This window comes from Pseudocoprococcus catus (genome assembly GCF_019734885.1).
GTDB lineage: Bacteria > Bacillota > Clostridia > Lachnospirales > Lachnospiraceae > Coprococcus_A > Coprococcus_A catus.
Genome location: NZ_JAAXCM010000021.1, coordinates 16,785 through 36,191, shown reverse-complemented (window position 1 = coordinate 36,191; position 19,407 = coordinate 16,785). Strand labels below are relative to the sequence as shown.

At 43.3% G+C, this 19,407-nt stretch carries 16 protein-coding genes and 1 riboswitch; of the genes, 4 read left to right on the top strand and 12 right to left on the bottom strand.

Annotated elements, in window-relative coordinates:
• The first annotated feature begins 324 nt into the window (after positions 1-324).
• Complete coding sequence (locus HED67_RS04120; protein WP_221717612.1) at positions 325-1,836, top strand: sigma-54 interaction domain-containing protein; 1,512 nt, start codon at positions 325-327, stop codon at positions 1,834-1,836.
• 150 nt (positions 1,837-1,986) lie between these two features.
• On the opposite strand, the gene HED67_RS04115 is transcribed toward HED67_RS04120, so the two are convergent.
• Together HED67_RS04115 and thiD are read right to left on the bottom strand one after the other, a co-directional pair.
• A complete protein-coding gene (locus HED67_RS04115; protein WP_221717611.1) occupies positions 1,987-2,799 on the bottom strand; it encodes an MBL fold metallo-hydrolase in 813 nt (270 codons plus the stop codon).
• A 94-nt stretch (positions 2,800-2,893) separates the two neighbouring features.
• Complete coding sequence (thiD, locus tag HED67_RS04110) at positions 2,894-3,673, bottom strand: bifunctional hydroxymethylpyrimidine kinase/phosphomethylpyrimidine kinase (RefSeq protein ID WP_215632488.1); 780 nt, start codon at positions 3,671-3,673, stop codon at positions 2,894-2,896.
• Between the two features lie 125 nt (positions 3,674-3,798).
• Between thiD and HED67_RS04105 the strand changes: the two genes are divergently transcribed.
• Positions 3,799-4,677, top strand: a complete 879-nt coding sequence (locus tag HED67_RS04105; protein WP_178441597.1) for a radical SAM/SPASM domain-containing protein — start codon at positions 3,799-3,801, stop codon at positions 4,675-4,677.
• 85 nt (positions 4,678-4,762) lie between these two features.
• Here HED67_RS04105 and cls read toward each other — a convergent pair whose 3' ends face one another.
• Positions 4,763-6,295, bottom strand: a complete 1,533-nt coding sequence (gene cls, locus HED67_RS04100; protein WP_221717610.1) for a cardiolipin synthase — start codon at positions 6,293-6,295, stop codon at positions 4,763-4,765.
• Between the two features lie 500 nt (positions 6,296-6,795).
• On the opposite strand from cls, the gene HED67_RS04095 reads away from it, so the two are divergent.
• Positions 6,796-8,160, top strand: coding sequence for a citrate/2-methylcitrate synthase (locus HED67_RS04095; RefSeq protein WP_221717609.1), 1,365 nt, complete (start codon positions 6,796-6,798; stop codon positions 8,158-8,160).
• On the opposite strand, the gene HED67_RS04090 is transcribed toward HED67_RS04095, so the two are convergent.
• The 6 genes from HED67_RS04090 to HED67_RS04065 all read right to left on the bottom strand — a co-directional run bounded on the left by HED67_RS04090 (position 8,130) and on the right by HED67_RS04065 (position 13,633).
• Entirely contained in the window at positions 8,130-8,426 is a 297-nt protein-coding gene (locus HED67_RS04090) for a GIY-YIG nuclease family protein (protein ID WP_178441594.1), read from the bottom strand. The two genes, HED67_RS04095 and HED67_RS04090, sit on opposite strands and share 31 nt — an antisense overlap.
• Before the next feature lie 263 nt (positions 8,427-8,689).
• Positions 8,690-9,538, bottom strand: a complete 849-nt coding sequence (locus HED67_RS04085; RefSeq protein WP_246612109.1) for a M23 family metallopeptidase — start codon at positions 9,536-9,538, stop codon at positions 8,690-8,692.
• Between the two features lie 113 nt (positions 9,539-9,651).
• Positions 9,652-10,917 (bottom strand): FtsW/RodA/SpoVE family cell cycle protein, encoded by a 1,266-nt coding sequence (locus HED67_RS04080; protein WP_221717608.1) that lies wholly within the window; start codon positions 10,915-10,917, stop codon positions 9,652-9,654.
• Between the two features lie 58 nt (positions 10,918-10,975).
• Complete coding sequence (locus HED67_RS04075) at positions 10,976-11,899, bottom strand: SpoIID/LytB domain-containing protein (RefSeq protein ID WP_221717607.1); 924 nt, start codon at positions 11,897-11,899, stop codon at positions 10,976-10,978.
• Positions 11,900-12,035: 136 nt separating this feature from the next.
• Complete coding sequence (locus tag HED67_RS04070; RefSeq protein WP_221717606.1) at positions 12,036-12,308, bottom strand: nitroreductase family protein; 273 nt, start codon at positions 12,306-12,308, stop codon at positions 12,036-12,038.
• Positions 12,309-12,433: 125 nt separating this feature from the next.
• A complete protein-coding gene (locus HED67_RS04065) occupies positions 12,434-13,633 on the bottom strand; it encodes an acetate/propionate family kinase (protein WP_015513430.1) in 1,200 nt (399 codons plus the stop codon).
• A gap of 647 nt (positions 13,634-14,280) precedes the next feature.
• Here HED67_RS04065 and srtB point away from each other — a divergent pair.
• Entirely contained in the window at positions 14,281-15,075 is a 795-nt protein-coding gene (srtB, locus tag HED67_RS04060; protein ID WP_221717605.1) for a class B sortase, read from the top strand.
• 461 nt (positions 15,076-15,536) lie between these two features.
• On the opposite strand, the gene HED67_RS04055 is transcribed toward srtB, so the two are convergent.
• From HED67_RS04055 to HED67_RS04045, 3 genes are all read right to left on the bottom strand, one after another.
• Positions 15,537-17,078 (bottom strand): FGGY-family carbohydrate kinase, encoded by a 1,542-nt coding sequence (locus HED67_RS04055; RefSeq protein ID WP_221717604.1) that lies wholly within the window; start codon positions 17,076-17,078, stop codon positions 15,537-15,539.
• 219 nt (positions 17,079-17,297) lie between these two features.
• Positions 17,298-17,436: riboswitch (FMN riboswitch) on the bottom strand.
• 123 nt (positions 17,437-17,559) lie between these two features.
• Entirely contained in the window at positions 17,560-18,303 is a 744-nt protein-coding gene (locus HED67_RS04050; RefSeq protein WP_221717603.1) for an NAD-dependent protein deacylase, read from the bottom strand.
• A gap of 40 nt (positions 18,304-18,343) precedes the next feature.
• On the bottom strand, positions 18,344-19,354 hold the full coding sequence (locus tag HED67_RS04045) for a tetratricopeptide repeat protein (RefSeq protein WP_221717602.1): 1,011 nt from the start codon (positions 19,352-19,354) through the stop codon (positions 18,344-18,346).
• Between the last annotated feature and the right edge of the window lie 53 nt (positions 19,355-19,407).

Sequence of the window (19,407 nt, the reverse complement as noted above, 5' to 3'; positions counted from 1 at the left end):
TGATAAAAAAATATCTTTCTGTAGTGAAGGATGTTTTTTTATCAGCATAAACGGTTGTTTTTTTCACCAGCTTATCACCATTTATGGTTTCTTTTTTCACCATATACTTATTTATCTCTCTTTTCGGGATATTTTTTCAGATATTTATCTCTTTTTATCCTTAGATCGGTTACTTTTTTCACCCCCAACCTGATGGTCAGATAGTTACTAAAAAGTACCTATTTGACAGATCTTCTTTGAAATTTTATACTTAAGAGCATAAAATGGTGTAGTATTTCACCATTATCGGTTACTTTTTTCACTCCCCACAAAAAGGAGCATCATATGAATCAATATAAGGAACTCAAAGACAGCTTTCTTCTTCTCAAAGCACAAATTAACGCGCTCTGTGCATCTAATTCTTCTTCCAACGAAGAGAATTATCATGAATTGCGCCGCGCCACTGATGATTTTGAAGCATTTCTTTTCCATCGTTTTGTTGATTTTGAAAAAATATGCGATAATCTTCCGGATGCTATCTATATTGCAGACAAAGAAGGCACAACGGTTTACGTCAATGACATGTATCAGCAGCTGAGCGGCATTTTAAAAGAAGAAGTCATCGGAGAAAATATTCACCAGATCAATCGTGAGAAAAAACTTTATACCAACGGTATTCTGCCGACAATCCTGAAACAGGAACGTCGCTCTGAAAAAATCGGCGTGATGAACCGAACAAATACAACCGTATACATTACAGGTTTTCCTATTTTTGACGATAACCACGAACTAAAATATGCAGTGGCCCACGACAGAAATATTCAGCAGCTTGAGATCGTCAAGGATCAGCTGCTCCATTTAAAAGAAGTTCAGGCCAAAACCGAAAACGAAGTCCAATATCTCCGAACACAGCAAATTAAACAGGTAGACCTCATATTCAAAAGCCCCCAAATGTATCAGGCTCTTTCTACTGCCCTGGCTGTCGCCCCAACGGATGCCTCTGTTTTAATCACAGGAGAGAGCGGTACCGGAAAAGAGGTTATTACCAATCAAATCTATCAGGCAAGCAGCCGTTTCAACAAACCATTTCTGAAAATCAACTGTGCGGCAATTCCTGAAACTCTGATGGAATCCGAATTATTTGGCTATGTACCCGGTGCCTTTACAGGGGCCAGTAAAAACGGGAAAACTGGTATATTCGAAATGGCCAACAGCGGAACACTGATGTTGGATGAAATTGGTGAAATGTCCATGCCAATGCAGACGAAATTACTGCGCGTTCTTCAGAACCATGAAGTGACAAAGGTCGGTTCATCGAAAGCAATTCCAATCAATGTTCGCATTATTGCAGCCACCAATCGCAATCTGCTGGAATGTATCAAGGAAAAAACTTTCCGTGAAGATCTTTACTATCGTCTGAATGTTGTTCCAATTTCCCTGGCACCACTCAGAGAAAGAAAAGAAGATATTGATGTACTTGTCCATCATTTTCTAGATGTTTTCAACAAAAAGTACAATAAACAGGTTGAAATATACAGTGATGCACTTCATCTGATGACTGCCTATAACTGGCCCGGCAATATCCGTGAACTTGAAAATGTCATCGAACGACTTGTTGTTATCAACCGTTCAAATGTGATCGATAAAAAAACTGTTTCAATGGTTGTCGGCATCCCGGACAACGATGGCTATATGTCGACCGAAAAAACTTATAATCTAAAAAAAGCAACAACGAACCTCGAATGTCAGATTATCAAATCGGCACTCACCGAATTCCGTACAAAAAGAAAAGCGGCTATCGCTCTCGGCATTGACCACTCAACCCTTGTAAAAAAATGTCAGCGTTATGGTATCTGATTTCTTAACTTTCATGAGAAAAACGAAGCGGATTTTTGGCACAACAAAAAACCGCTATACAAACATTTTTTTGTTCATATAACGGTTTTATTCAATCTAAATATGTAACTGTTCAGAGCCAAGCAAAATTTCAAAAACAGGTATCAGAAACTACACCTCATCAAACTCGATACATTCCAGATCATCCGGAACATACAGATTCCCCTTATAATATAACCGCCCCTCTGCGGTATACAATGCTTTTCGGCGTTCAATGTTGTCATCCTCCGTATGATACAGAATCAGGTTCGGTACGTTCAGGCAGCTTGCCAGTTCGCAGGCTTCCCGAACAGTGCTGTGATGTTTCTCATAAGGATCGTACTGGTTTCTCTGTGAATAGAGACAAAAGGCCTCATGCATCAGCCAGTCACTGCTTTCCGCATAACCAACGCATTGTTCATTCAGCGGTTCATCGCCGGCACATGTCAGTTTCTGTCCATTTCGCAGACGCATTGCAAAGCCATACTGCTTAGCCTTGGTAGATAAAATATCAAAAAATGTCACATCATAATCCAGAATATGCTTTGTATCGCCATTATGAAGCGGTACAAACTGGATACGATGATCCAGAAGCCGTGTGAATTTCTTCGGCAATGTCAGATTCGCGATGGTACGAACCGTTTCCACCAACGCACTGTGACAGTAAATCCGCAAATTACCTTCATACTGTTCTTTGCGGATCTTCGTGGCAATCATGCGGATCATCCAGATCATACCAAGCAGATGATCTGTATGTTCATGGGTCAGAAAAATATGATGGATCTGCTCCATGGGAATGCCGGCATCCTGAAGCTGGCGCATAATACCATTGCCGCCGCCTGCATCTACAAGAAAATATTCATCATCATCCTGAATTGCAAAACAAGTATTATAACATCTGGTCACAAGGGCATTGCCTGTTCCCAGCATAATCAGTCTTTCCATTTAGTTATGTCCCACTCCTATCATTCAGGCCTCGTAACTATTCAGCAGATTCACAGTTACATACAAAAGCCCATTCCAAATCAGCTGCATCGATTTATAAATTGAAGCAATGATTCAACGGTCCGCTTCCCTCACCGAGATCCAGGCCGTCCTTTAACGCACCTGTGATATAATTCTTCGCATTCTGCACGCTTGTCTTCATATCATAACCCAGTGCCAGATTGCTTGCGATGGCAGAAGATAATGTACAGCCTGTACCGTGTGTATTCGGATTGTTCACACGTTCTCCGCGGTACCACATAAATTCACCGTCATGATACAAAAGATCATCTGCTGTCTCTGTCAGATGACCGCCTTTGATCAGCACACTGCCTGAAAGATTTCTGCCGATCACTTCTGCTGCTTTCTTCATATCCTCTACGTTCTTGATCTCAAATCCGCAAAGCTTCTCTGCTTCCGGGATATTTGGTGTAATGATATCCCCCATCGGAAGCAGAACAGAAATCAGTGTATCCATGGCATCCGGCTGCATCAGTGCACATCCGCTTGTAGAAACCATAACTGGGTCAACAACAATATTCTTCGCATGATATTCCTTTAACTTGGCTGCGATCATCTGAATGGTCTCAATATTGGAAACCATGCCGATCTTCACCGCATCCGGGAAAATATCCTTGAACACACAGTCCATCTGCTGACCCACAAAGTCAGCCCCCGCATCTAACACACCATAAACACCTGTTGTATTCTGCGCAGTCAAAGCTGTAATCACGCTCATTGCATAAACCTTATGTGCTGTCATTGTCTTTATATCTGCCTGAATACCGGCACCGCCGCTGCAGTCGGAACCGGCAATTGTCAATACTTTCTTCATCAAAATGCATCCTTTCGTTATGAATTTATTTTATTCAAGTATACCATACCTTCCTTCATATTGACAGATTTCTTTAAAATCTATATTATTTGATTATAACTTTATTGAACAAAAAGAGGCTTTGTATGAAAAAGAAACGTTTTCAGAAAATTTATATAGAAATTATCAACCGCTGCAATCTCTGCTGCAGTTTTTGTCCCACCAGTGACCGTCCGGCAAGAATGATGTCTGTGGATGAATTTGCTAAGATTGCTGCACAGGTAACCCTTTTTACAGACTACATTTGCCTTCATGTAAAAGGTGAACCGCTGATGCACCCATGGCTTGGCGATATTTTGGCCATCGCCCATCAAAACGGATTAAAAGTTAATCTAACCACCAATGCAGTGCTTCTTCCCGAAAAACATCAGCTGCTTCTGGGCGAAACAGCACCCCGTCAGATTTCTCTGTCCCTGCACAGCTTTGATGCCAATACCATGCATACCCGGGATTTCCGCTCCTATCTTGAGAATGCCATTGATTTTGCCCGGACTTTTACAATGACAACACCGGGCTATATCAGCTTCCGACTCTGGAATCTGGATGGTACTGCTAAAGCCGACCAGCGCCTTCGCAACCAGTTTATTCTCGAAACCCTTGAGCAGGCCTATCATCTGGCCCAGCCCATTGACGCCTATGTGGGTAAGGTTCACGGCAACGCCATTGCACCCCATACCTATGTGAATTTTGACCAGCTTTTTGAATGGCCGGATGAACACGCACCGGATTACGGTTTCAACGGCACCTGCCATGGCCTGCGGCATCAATTGGCGATTCTGGCAGATGGCCAGGTCGTTCCATGTTGTCTGGACCACAACGGCCATCTGGCTTTGGGCAATATTTTCATAGAATCCCTGGACACGATTCTGTGCAAAGAAAAAAGTCTCCGAATCATCGAAGACTTCCGTTCTCACCATATTCATGAAAATCTGTGCCGCCGCTGCGGTTACCGAACACGGTTCTGATCTTTTCTGCCAAAAACAGCCGGGAAGCCCTCCCGGCTGTCACGCTCTGCAAATGTTGCATATAATTCCATTGACGATTTTCCAGTTACAATATAGGTGCAAATAAACGCAATACCCACTGAATAATCTGCTCATACCATGGACGACTCTGCCATTCATCCAGATATATTTCCTGACACTGCTTTAATGTCTCATGGATATCATCACGGATATCCGCAACCGCCGATGACTCGCAGGTAAATACACCACATTCATAATGCAGATAAAAACTCCTGTAATCCATATTGATGGTACCACAGATAGCACATTCATCATCACAGACAACTGTTTTGGAATGAATGAATCCCGGCATATATTCATAAACATGTACGCCGTTGGCAATCAATGGACCGTAATTAGCCACATTCACCATGTACACATACCATTTATCATAAATGTGCGGCACAATGATCTTTACATCCACACCACTGCGGGCTGCACGGCACAGATCCTCCACCATCTTCCGTTCCGGAACAAGATACGGCGTCGTAATATACACATAATCCCGTGCTTTATTGATAATATGTGTATACACATCCTCCGCCGGATTATTGGGATTATTGGCCGGGCCATCACAAAATGGCTGTACAAACCCATCGTTCGGCATTTTAACCGTCGGCATATACACGGAATAATCTGTTGTTATCTCATATCCCATCGTCACTTCCCACATCTCAAGAAAAATCGAAGTCAGCCCCCACACACCTTCACCTTCAAGACGAAAGGCTGTATCTTTCCAATGTCCAAAACGGTTGATAATATTGGCATATTCATCCGCCAGATTGATGCCGCCGCAATATCCGATATTGCCGTCTACAATGGTAATCTTCTGATGATTCCGGTAGTTAAAAGACAACCTGTCCACATTCTTATGAATCGGTGCAAAAACAGCCAGACGGATACCGGATTTACCCAGTTCATTCCTAAATTCAGCTGTATTAATTCCAAGACAGCCAAAATCATCAATCAAAAGCCGGATATCAATCCCCTCTTTGGCTTTCTCCAGCAGCACTTCTTTGACTCTCTGCCAGATCACACCATCACTGATAATAAAATAATCCAGGAAGATACATTTTTCTGCCTTTTTCAGATCTTCAATCATGGCATCCAGCATTTCTTCCCCCAGCGGAAAATATTTCACGCTGGTATGACGATACATATTAAACCCTTCGCTCTCCAGAAATCGCGCAATCTGGACTTTGTAAGGATGAAGCTCCTGCAGTTCTTCCATGACTTCCGGCTGATGCGGTGCATACCCCCGCATCTTTGCTTCCGTATCCCTGATCATAATATGCGTTTTGCTGTTTCTTCTCCTACGCCCCCACATATAGTAAAGGAATAAACCTGTCACAGGAAAAACAAGAACGATGACACACCAGAACTGCCGATAAGATTCCTGATCATTAATCAGACCAAAAACAAGCAAAAAGCTTATAATTTCCAGCAGTACATACGCCCAGGAAGCATATTCATGGAGATACCGGCCGACCAGAACCATCGTAATCGCCTGTAATATGACGGCCACTGCCACTGTCAAAGCCCGAACAATGGCCTGTGAATTATTTTTTAACGCCTCCATTTTTCAAGCACCTTTCTAAGAAATTTATTGTAACGTTATAATAATACTCTAACAGTTCTTTTTTCAACAGTCAACACCTCTCTCCCGGTTTCAGCGTCATTTTTGAATATTTATTCATTATAAACCCATATTATGCAGTGTTTATTCTATCTATCTTCTATTCACCCCTCTCTATGTCTGCATTTTTTTGAATAACATCCTCTTTTAACTTGCATTTTAATTACATATTTTTACATTTCGTCTAAAAAAAGTAATTTTTATCCTTATTTTATTGCCGGTTTTTCTTCTCATATTATACATTTTATGGGTTTTCTCTTCATTTTTATACATTTTGACATTTTCATTTTTTATAATTGCATATCATTATTTTCACCCGTCAAACTATATTAACGCATAAACTTAAAAAAAACGACTTGCCAAATCATCAATATAATGATAAAGTATTTTCATATTAAAATGTATTTATGTAAAATTATTCTATAGAAAAGGACTGAACAATAATGGCAAAAGAAATGACAGAATTTAACAATCGTCTGGACAAGCTTGCTGAATACTGCATGAATTCAGGGCGTTTTGACCAGGATCTGTATATTGAGTATGATGTCAAAAGAGGACTTCGTGATTCCAACGGCAAGGGTATCCTTACCGGTCTGACGGAAATTTCTGACGTAGTCGCCTTCAAATCCATACACGGCCGTAAGATTCCTATCGACGGGCAGCTTTATTATCAGGGTTACAATGTCATGAATCTTGTTGAAGGCAACAAGGAAAGCCGCTTTGGTTTTGAAGAAATCACCTATCTTCTTCTTTTCGGTGAACTGCCGAACAAGGATCAGCTTCAGGAATTTCTCGATATCCTCGGCAATTACCGCGAGCTGCCGGACAATTTTGTCAGAGATATCATCATGAACGCACCAAATGCCAACATGATGAATGTTCTCCAGAAGAGTGTTCTGACACTCTATTCCTATGATAATCAGCCTGAAGATATTTCAGTCAACAATGTTCTGCGTCAGTCTCTTCAGCTGATTGCACGTTTTCCATTGATCGCAGTTTATGGTTATCACAGCTATCGCCATTACATACTGGACAAGAGTCTTGTTATCCGTCGTCCGAAGCCTGAGCTTTCAACTGCTGAGAATATTCTCCGTCTGCTTCGTCCAGACGGCCAGTATACAGAGCTTGAAGCCAAGGTACTTGATATCGCATTGATCATCCACGCAGAACACGGCGGTGGTAATAACTCCACTTTCACTACCCATGTTGTCACTTCCACAGGTACCGATACTTACTCTGCGATCGCAGCCTCCCTCGGTTCCCTGAAAGGGCCAAAGCACGGCGGTGCCAATCTGAAGGTACAGCAGATGTTTAAGGATATTGAATCACATGTTACCAATTGGGATGATGATGATGAAGTTACTGAGTATCTGACCAAAATTCTGAACCGTGAAGCCTTTGACGGCAAGGGTCTGATCTATGGTATCGGTCATGCAGTTTATACTGAATCCGACCCTAGATGTGTCATCCTGAAGAAATATGCCCAGGCACTTTCTGAAGAGAAGGGCCTGACCAGGGAATTTGACCTTTATAACCGTGTTGAAGGCATCGCTATCAAACTGATGCAGCAGCATCGCCAGCTGTTCAAGCCAATCTGTGCCAATGTAGACTTTTACAGCGGCTTTGTTTACAGTATGCTTGGCCTTCCTATGGAATTATTTACACCGATCTTCGCCATCTCCCGTATCTCCGGCTGGTGTGCACACCGTATCGAAGAATTGGCCAACGAAGGCAAGATTATCCGTCCTGCCTACAAATATGTGGGCCACCACAAAGATTACGTGGCAATCGAAGACAGATGGTGGTAAGCCACAAGCTTCTCTTTTTCTTTCTTCGTTAATTGTTTAATCGCATATTCACGGCGCATGGCGTCCTGTTTCGCCTCGAAGACTTCATAGTATACGAGGGTGACAGGGCGTCTGCTTTTTGTGTATTTTGCGCCCTGTCCGCTGTTATGCGCCGCTATTCTCTGTTCCAGATCATTTGTCCATCCCGTATACAGCGAATGATCTGAACAGCGCACCATATAAGTATAGCATTTTTTCTTCTCTAAGGTATCCTTCTTCTTTTGCATAACCTCTCCTTATTGTGCAGCCATCCATTTTCCGGCCAAAACCAAAAAGATTCTCTCGAAGCATTTTGTTCTTTTTATGAAATAACAAAACTGCTGCCTCAATGGGCAGCAGCCTTTTATAATAAAGCAGCCGATGAAAATTGTTATTTAACAGCCGATTGCCTGCGGCAGGGCTGTTGTAAAGAAACGGTTGCATATTTTTCAATATGTACCATTTTTCATCAGCTTCTATATCATATGCTCTGTTATTCAAATCGTGCTTCCTAATCAAGATAATCCAAAGGATCTACCGGCTCGCCATCCCGGGTCACCCTAAAGTTTAAATGACTTCCTTCGATGGAATAGAACCGAGTCGGTGTACTGACCGTTCCAATGATCTGTCCCTGCCGGACAGTATCTCCAACTGCCACATCCACATTCTCCAGCTGTCCATAATAGGCTTCATAGCCATTGCCAAGAGACATCTCCAACACTGTACCAAGCTGTGCATCATGATAAACATCCGCAACAGTTCCCGAAAAAGCCGCTGCTACATCTGTTCCCTCTTCACTCTGAATCAAAATGGACGGATTGCACTTGTATTCCTGCAATGTCGGATAATAAATGGTCTTATCCATACTGTAATCCATAATGACTTCCCCCCGCACCGGCCATGACATGACATTCTCCGAAGAATAGCCTGCATTCAGAACATTCCCCGCCATCTCTGCCTCCTCGGTATCCGCTTCCGGTTCATCCTCAGCAGCTTCTGCCGGTTCATTCTCCGCAACTGCTGCATCTTTAGCGGAAGCTTCTGCCGTCCCGTTCATGGAGCCTTCTTCCTCAAAATCTTCAAGGGCCAATGTACCATTCTCAATCATAGACAGAATTTTCTGTACCAGATCCGCATTGTAGCCTGTCATCTCATCCGCAACAGCCGCTTCAGACTCTGCCAACTTTGCCTCATTGCTGGCAGTGCCTGCTGCACGATCCTTAAACTCTGCTGCATTCTCTGCCTGATTGCGTTCACTCTGTCCTGAAACATATCCGGCAATACCAGAAATCGCCAATATCCCCGCTATCAGAACAAGTGCCATAACATAAAATCCATTTTTTCTGAAAAAACTCATCATATTTTTCACTCTTATCACCTCTGGTCATATTCTGACCAGAACACAATGAAAGTATACACTTTTTTGTAAAAAATACGATAGCTGTTCAGATTTCGCTGTTAAAATACAATCTATCAGGCAGCATGCACCTGCTTTGACTCGGTCCTATCCTGCTTTTGCGAGGAATCACCGACACGAATCCTGCGTCCGGGAATCTGACGACTGATATTCAACACAATCCCCATCTCACAAAGCTGCAAAAGCAAAGCGGTACCGCCATAACTTATGTACGGAAGACTGATACCTGTATTTGGCAGCACGCCTGTGGAAACACCAATATTCAGCAATACCTGCAAAGCCACATGAATACCGATACCAAAGGCCATATAACTGCCCAGTCGGTCCTTCGCATGCTGTGACACAGTAAATACACGCCACACCTGATAGATAAACAGAAAAATAACAAGACCGCAGCCTACAAGTCCCAGTTCTTCGCCGATAACACCAAAAATAAAGTCATTCATGGCATACGGCAGATAATATTTCATGGTGCCGTTTCCGAGACCTCGCCCCAGCAGACCACCAAATCCGATCGCATACATCGAATATCTGGATTGCATGGAAGCCTGCGGATAATCATCCGGATAAAGCCAGGCAAGGATACGATTCGAACGGAAATCTGCATTGCTCGTTGCCGATGTTCCCTCTGAGAGAAGCAGTGAATGTTCTCTGACAATCACCAGATTATAATAAACCAAAAGAACCACAACCACCGCAACAAGCACAACACCTATCCATCTCCATATCTCCTTGTCAGGATAAGCAATAAAAAACATAAAAGCTACGATTCCAAATACGATCAATGCCGTACTCAGATTCTTAGTTACAAACAAAATCAAACCAACAGCAATAAGTCCCGGAAAGATTAAGATCACATCCGCATACCACTTCTTCATCTTACGCCCGATCTGAGTCAACAGATAGGCCATCAGGATCACCATTGCCGGTTTCACCAGCTCTGAAGGCTGAAAGGAAATCGGTCCAATTTCAATCCAACGACTGGCACCATTCTTCGTCACACCGATTCCCGGAACCTTTACAAGGAAAAGCGAGAGAACCGAAAGCACATAAAGTGCCCCCGCAAACTTTGCGTAAATATGGTAATCTATATACGAAATCACCAGCATCATGATGAAACCAAGACCGCCGATCTCAAACTGCCTTTTCAGTAAGGATGCTCCATACTGTGCATTACTGGCACTGTAAACCATGATCAAACCAAACATAACAAGAAATACTATGGAAATAATCAATCTATAGTCAACGACTTCCAGACCTTTCATATATCCTCTGACCCCTTCGCCAAAACTTTTGGCTTGTTTTTTATTGTGATCTGCCATCTGTCTGCCTCCTTTCGCTAACGCTCATTTTATCACAAAAAGGGTATCTATAACAAGTCTATTCCCCGACTTTCACCCCTGTCAGATAATATTCCAACAACTGTTCATAATTTTTTCCTTCTTTTGCCTGACTGTTGGCACCGTACTGATCAAAACCAAGTCCGTTTCCCTGACCATATACTGTCAGCCGTACTTGTTTTCCCTCAAAAGCAATCTTAAAACAGGCCGATGGCAGATTCAGTGCATAGCGAAATTCTTCACCGCTTAGTATCTGATTGCCCACCTGCAGTTCCAGCACATATCCGGCACTGTCAACGGATGTAATCCCACAATTCATTGCCAAACTATCTGGGGTACAGACGAAATCCGGGCAGTCTTGTTTCAGCAGCCGTATCATTTGTTTCTTTGTCATGGCCACTTCCGTCTGATAATTCTCTGACTCCAGATCCCATTTGCTCTCTACCTGCTGAAGCCATGGAATGTCTTCTCCTAATGCCTCTTTTCCGCTCCTTGTCATTCCATTCCCCACAAAAAACCAGGCGGGCAAAATCATCTGCCCGCCATAGTATAAAATCTGTCCATCAGTTTCTTGTACCGCCTGATGGATTTTTGTATTATTTTCCTGATAGGATATGCCCCATAACTGCTTCCGATCTGATTCATCAAGCCACGTTAATCCAATATCCGAAGCATCCATCAACATTTTGCTCCCTGATCTCCTATACAGACAAGTTCTGGCTAGCACTGCCTGTGCTTTCAGCGTCTCCATTTCAAAATCCGCCGGTATCTGTGCAGCCACTGCACCTGTAAGATAATCTGTGACCCCCAGCCTGTATTCCCCGTCTCCCTGTATTTCAATCTGCAGAGATGATGTCTCCTGTTCTATCCGACTGTTCTTTTCGTCCCATTCATGATAAAACCAGGCCGCCGCAAAAGGCAGCAAAAGCACGATCAAAATCCAGCCTATCAGAAACCGACGCATTCCGCATCCTCCGTAAGTCTATGCTCCTGATCCAATATATGCATTCACAAGGCTGTTGTGAATGTTTCGCATCGTGTTTTCCAACCAGTCGTCCGACTCCCGGTTCAGAGCCATACAGTCTCTTCTCATCTTCTGTTTACAGTGTTGTCATACTGATTTTGTCTGTACCCGGTATTCTTTCCTGAAGGGCATCAGCCGATGTACCAACAGCAATAGCAGAAACTGTTCTGAAACCTTCAGGAATCTGAAGCAGCTTTGCAATCTCTTCATTGGCAAAAAGCACCTGGCTTACGCCGAACAGATAAACGGCACCAAGACCAAGATCTGCCGCTTCAAGAAGCATATTCTCCATCACTACGCCTGCGTTGCATCCTTTAATGATCTCTTCGTCCTCATTCTTGCAGGACACTTTCAAGTGTGCTGCTGGCTATTGCTGACTGGGGAATGGAGAATTAAACACGAATATTTTCTCAACGCAAAAAGGACGTGTGAAAAACTCACACGCCCTCTTTTTATCAATATCATCTTGTCAGATTACTGAGCTTCTACTAAAGCCTTTGTATCTCTAGCGATCATCAGCTCTTCGTTTGTAGGAATGACACAAACTGTAACCTTTGAATCTGGTGTGGAGATGATGATATCTTCACCACGTTTGCTGTTCTGCTCTGCATCGATTGTGATGCCAAGGTAACCGAGGTATTCGCAGATCTTGCCTCTTACGAAACCGCTGTTTTCGCCGATACCAGCTGTGAAAGCGATAACATCAACACCATTCAGGGATGCTGCATATGCACCAACGAATCTTGCTACATTGTAGCAGAATACTTCGATTGCATCGATACAAGCCTGATCGCCTGCTTCATAACCTTCTTCAAGGTCACGGAAATCGCTCTTGCCACCTGTAAGACCTTCCATACCGGATTTCTTGTTCAGAACTGTTGTTACTTCGCTTAATGTAAGGCCTTCTTTGTTTGCATAGTACTCAAGGATAGCAGGATCGATATCACCTGAACGTGTACCCATTACAAGACCTGCAAGTGGTGTGAAGCCCATACTTGTATCTACAGACTTACCGCCGTCAACTGCACAGATACTTGCACCGTTGCCAAGGTGGCAAACGATTGTCTTAAGGTCTTCAACCGGCTTGCCAAGGAATTCAGCAACTCTCTTGGATACAAAGCTGTGAGATGTTCCGTGGAAACCATATCTTCTGATCTTGTAGTCTGTGTAAGCTTTGATCGGCAGACCATATAAATATGCTTTCTTAGGCATTGTCTGATGGAAAGCTGTATCAAATACACCTACCATAGGTACGCCCGGCATCAGTTCACGGCAAACATTGATACCGATTAAGTTAGCTGGGTTATGAAGTGGTGCAAGTTCGTTGCATTCTTCGATAACTTTGATGACTTCATCAGTAATGATTGTGGAGCTTGCAAACTTCTCGCCGCCATGTACGACACGGTGACCAACTGCATTGATCTCTTTAAGAGATTTGATAACGCCGTATTCAGCGTTTGTCAGACAATCAAGAACGAGCTTGATTGCTTCTGTATGTGTAGGCATTGGAGATTCGATTGTCATCTTCTCACCGCCTGCTGGTGTGTAAACAATACGGCTGCCGTCAATGCCAATTCTTTCACAAAGACCTTTTGCCTGTACAGCTTCTGTTGTCATATCGATTAACTGAAACTTTAATGATGAACTACCACAGTTAATAACTAAAATGTTCATTGGAATAATTCCTCCTTAAAATTAAATGGTTTAACTGCTGCTTTTCGCAAAATGTACAAATTGCACGATTTTATTTCGTTAAATCATTGTCAATCTGTTCATATTACCCAAAGCATACCTACATGTATTCTAGCATACTACTTTTTAAAACGCCATATCTAATTTTAAAAATCTGGTATTTTCTTCAATTCAATAAAATATTTGTCGAAAACTATAGAAGTGCCTTTTCCTGCATGTTATACTTATAAAGTTACCGCCTCCAATACTGGTGACAGGAAGAAGGGTTCTGCATGGATTTTTTGCTTTCTTTTATTATCGCCGTTACGGCTGGTGTAGTTTGCCACTGCATCAACAAATGGTTGGATGGCGATAAATAGTCGGTAACCAGCCTATGGTCATAAGCTCTGCCATTAAAATAATCTACTTCATTGACAGCCCTAAAAATCCCGCTTATACTTAGTGCATAACAAAATAATATGTAACTGTTCAGAGCCAGGCAAAATTTCAAAAAGCAAGTATAAAATGCTTGCATTTTTAAAACTGTTTTTGAAATTTTATTTGGCGGATACGCCACACCGACGAAATGCGTAGCATTTTGGAGGCTGGCGCTGAACAGTTACAATAATATATTCAAGAAGGAATACTATATGAAAAGAATACTTGGAACCATCATATTAATCATTGCCATCATTTGTTTTGGCTGGAGTGCTTTTTCCCTGGGCAAATATGCCTGGCAGACATGGACGACCCAGAAGAATCTGGACAATCTGGCAGATAAAGTGAATAACGACACCATCAGCATCCCGGACACAGACAAGGAATCCGGAGAGTCTGAGGATCCTGTTTCAGAATCCGAAGCAATGATGGAAAAGTACGGTGAACTGTATAAGGAGAATAAGGATTTTATCGGGTGGCTTTCTGTTGAGGGTACCAAGATTAACTATCCGGTCATGTATACACCGAATGACCCGGAATACTATCTCCGAAAGAATTTTGACGGCGATTATGATATCGGCGGCATGCTTTTTGTCGATGCCAGATGTACCTTCAATCCGACCAGCACAGACACCATTATCTATGGCCATCATATGAATAACGGCACTATGTTCGGACCTCTCATGGACTTTCAGGACAATGATTACCTGAAAAAACATACGACGATCACTTTTGATACCATATACCGTCCGGGTACCTATAAGATTTTTGCCTCTTTTCAATCTAAGGCTTACGACCCGGATTCAGAAGAATTCAAATATTATGATTTCATCAACGCAGAGACTTCCTATGATTTTGAAGAATATCTGAACAATATCAAGAATCTTTCCCTGTACTATGACGAGGAAAATGCACCATCATTCGGGGATGAGATTATTACACTGTCCACCTGCGATTACTACACTACAGACGGAAGATTTGCCGTACTGGCTAAACGAATTAAATAGTTCTGCTGCAAGCAACTTTGTCCTGACACTAAAATGGCGTACTGACCCAGATTTTCCAATGGATTTTCCGGACTGCACGCCATTTTCTTAATTTCTATTCCCATACATGTATTTTACACCAACAATCTAAATCTTTCGAGTCTATCATTATTTACGAGACTTCTAAAAAATATACTGCATGCAGCTCAAAAACTACAGAAATGGGATTAGAAATGCATGGAGTGCGGTCAAAACTTCAAAAAATGGGTTCAAAATGAAACAGTTCAAGCACAGGTGCTTCCAACATGGCCAGTACGTAAGGCACTGTCTTTTAGTGCCTTACGTACTGCTGCCAATGTTGGGCAACGCGAGTGTGCCTGTGTTGAACTGTTCATTTGAACCCATTTAGCGATACATTAAAAACCGCACTCCACACATTTTAATCCTATTACCGATACCTTTAAGCTACAGGCTCATTATTTTTAATGCAGGGCTTTCAGTGTATGGAACGCCTCTTTCATGTCCTGTTTCACCAGTTTTTTCTGCAGCGCATACTGTTTAGCATAAAAATCATGATTTTCCGCATTGGTATAATACAGTTTCTTAATCTCCAGACTTTCTGTCAGTGCCGCTTTCATATCAGTGATATGTCCCAGTGCATAGGCGCCGACGATACAGTCTGTCACTACAGCGCCGCCGGCATTCTTCAATGTAATGACTTCGCTGCCCAGCATATCGGATTTCATCTGATTCCAGATTCCGCTGCGGCTACCGCCTTCTGTGATGGTGATACGGCTCATATCCACACCGGCACCGCGGTACAGGTCTGTAATTTCCATATAATCATAGCCGATGGCCTCCAATACCGCATGCCAGAGAGTAGCCTGATCTGTATCCAGTGTCATATTAAGGAAACAGCCTGTGGCCTCTTTCACATCATTGGTGCCGCCCGTCAGATATGGCAGGAATAATACGCCATCAGAGCCTGCCGGGATATCTTTGGCTGCGTCGTTCAGTACATCAAAATAATCACCGTCTTTTTCCTGGCCGCAGACAGAATCCTTGAACCAGCGCAGCGCCAGACCACCCGTACGGATATAGCCCCAGTAGAAATAGGTATCCGGCAATGTACCGCTGTTGAAAATCAGACCGGCCCCCTTCTCACTGAGTTCTGGAATAATGCCCTTTGTAGAAACGCAGAACATGGAACAGGTGCCTGCCACATCCACAGCCTGTCCTGCTCCCATATTGCCGCTGCCAAGCATGGACTGCATCGTATCACCGGCACCGCCGCAGATTGGTGTTCCTGCTGCCAGTCCCGTCTTCTCTGCCATTTCTTCTGTCAAATGTCCGATAATATCCCATGGCTTAACGATTTTCGGCATCATGGATTCATCGATACCAAGAAGCTTCAGCTGTTCCGGTGACCAGCACTTTTCTTCAACCTTGTATCCCATGCCCCATCCGGACATAGCCCCCCAGTCGATAAACATATCCTTTGCTTTCAGCCCCGCCAGATGTGCCAGTACATAAGGCGCATTATGGATAAACTTTGCTCCGCGGGCCTTAAAATCTTCATTATTCTTCAGCAGCCACCTGGCAAACAGTGCCGGAAACATGCATTTTGCCTCCGGGTTGCCGGTTTCTTTGCCCCAGATATCCAAATCCCAGCTGTTAATCAGCAGTTCATCCTCCTGGGTTCTTGAATCAAGATAATTGATATATGGTGTAATGGCATTGCCCTCTTCATCAACACCGGCAATACCACAGATAATACCATCCCCCATAATCGACTGGATCTGTTTCGGGTCCAGGCCTTTCTCACGCATCTGACGGCCGCATTCAGCTATGCCGTTTACCGTCAGCGCCAGATATTCATCCACATCCATATCCACCCATCCCGGATGAGGGTAAGTCAGTGTTGTCGGTGCTGATGTAGATGCCACGCATTCCATTTTCTCATTATATACGGTTACTTTTACACTCTGTGTTCCTGCGTCAAATCCAAGATAAAACTTTTCCATTTCCATACCTCCGATACATTCTTGCAAATCAGTCATCTGCGACTCTGTACAGCATTCTTTTCATGGAGATTACATTTTATCAAAAGTCATATCAGGAAATTCCGGCGGATGATCCTGTCAGAATTTCCTTTTTCATATTTCATAAAGAAAAAGCCCTGAATCCTCACACAAAGAATTCAGGGCATACATACAAAGGTCAACATTCAAATAAAATGCAAATCTTCTTCTCTCTCATCCAGACTATACTGTCGGCTCCGGAATCTCACCGGATCATGCATCCGAAAAATAATCATGCCATTCTTCTTCGCTCGCGGGCTTTACCGCCGGTAGGGACTTGCACCCTGCCCTGAAAAGATGTTTTACAACATAGACATTATAACGCTTTATATGTCCCATTTCAATATATTTTTAGTTAAAGTGCCTAAAAATATACATTCATCATCGAATATACAAAAGAATTTCTCAGATTGCACTGCATTATCTACAAATCTGCCGCACAGGTCTTTAAAACCTTGCCAATACTGTCATGGATCAGAAGATTTGCCTGACGATCGTACGGTGTCTCACTCTTGTTGATCAGCACCAGTTTGTTGCCATGATAATAATTAATAAATCCGGCAGCCGGGTAAACATTCAAAGATGTACCGCCGATAATCAGTACATCTGCTTCTGCAATGGCACGTACACTCTTACTGATGGTTGTATCATCCAATCCTTCCTCATAAAGAACCACATCCGGCTTCACCATGCCGCCGCACTTCTCACATCTCGGCACACCTTCGGAATTCATCACATAAGAAAGATCATAGAATTGTCCGCATTTCATACAATAATTCTTCATGATGGTGCCATGAAGCTCGTAAACCTTCTCCGATCCCGCTTTCTGATGCAGACCATCAATATTCTGAGTCACAACCGCTTTCAGTTTGCCAAGTTTTTCCAGTTTCGCCAGTGCTTTGTGTGCCTCATTCGGTTCTGCATCTGTGTATACCATGGTTGACTTATAGAAATCATAAAAAATCTCCGGCTTTCTCATAAAAAATGTATGGGAAAGAATCTGTTCCGGTGAACAGCCGTATTTGTGGACGGTATTGTAAATACCTGTTTCACTTCTGAAATCCGGAATACCGCTCTCCGTAGACACGCCGGCACCGCCAAAGAATACAATATTATCTGACACTTCAACCATTTCCTTTAACTTGAGAATATTCTCCTGTTCACTCATGCTATCCACACTCCTTTATTCATCACGCTTACCCCAACAGTTACTTCTGACGAAAACTCCTGACGCTGACCGGCGGCCATCTTTGCTCCATATCTCTGAGATTGATGCCCGCAGTGTCAAGAATCATCGGATCCTCGATCTTCTTAAAGCACACCAGTGCATTGTCCGGCTGTTCATTCAGCAGCCAGGCCCTTCCTTCAAGAAGCAGATAGTCATCATCCCCGCTCTCCGACCACGCTTTGTGAAACCACTGAGCGGCTGCTTCATTCCGGTTCATACCAACAAGCAGCTGTCCCTTTACCGCCATCAGATCCGCTGCCTCAGGCTCAATACGAAGGGCTTTCTCTATGGCCTTCATTCCCTGACGTACTCTTCCAAGCTGTTCATCAGCCATAGCTTCATAATAATAACCATCCGCCTCCCGTCCATTCAGAATGGCTGCATGACGGCCGCATACTTCCAGCCGCTTAATATCTCCAAGATCCGCACATTCTTCCCTCATCAGCGCCAGTGCCAGCCTTTCACACTCTCTTAAGCAGGCCGAATAGCCATTCCGTATAGTGCTCTGCAGAAAGATATCCACACAATCATACCTCAGCATGGCATTTCGTCCACTGCCGTCGTCCATCGCTTTCAAAAGCGGTTGATAACGGGCATCATCTTCCTCCACAACCTCATAATATCTTTCTCCGAAATGCGCCGTAAATGTTGTCGTTCTACTTTCATCCGTAAGCAGCCAGACATCCCTGACATCTGCCCGGATATTGCCTTCAAGGAACAATGACGGCCTCAGGATCCGCTTTCTGACTTCCGCTTTCCTGTACCATCCGGTCACACACCAGCTGCCGTCCCGCTCCTGCACAAAAAACACCGGAACATCCGTCAGACATTCGCTCTGTACAGTTCCCTCATAAAAATCTTCCAGGTTGATGCAGATCTCATCATTCTTCTCCCTGGACCGTGTCAGTCCATAACACACCCCATTATAATCAAAGAACTCATTCATCAAAAGGGTTGAATCATCTTCAATTCTCACAACCAGAATTGCCATCTCTCACCCTCCCTTCATATTGTTCAAAAAAGGCTGCCAAAAACGCCGTGGAT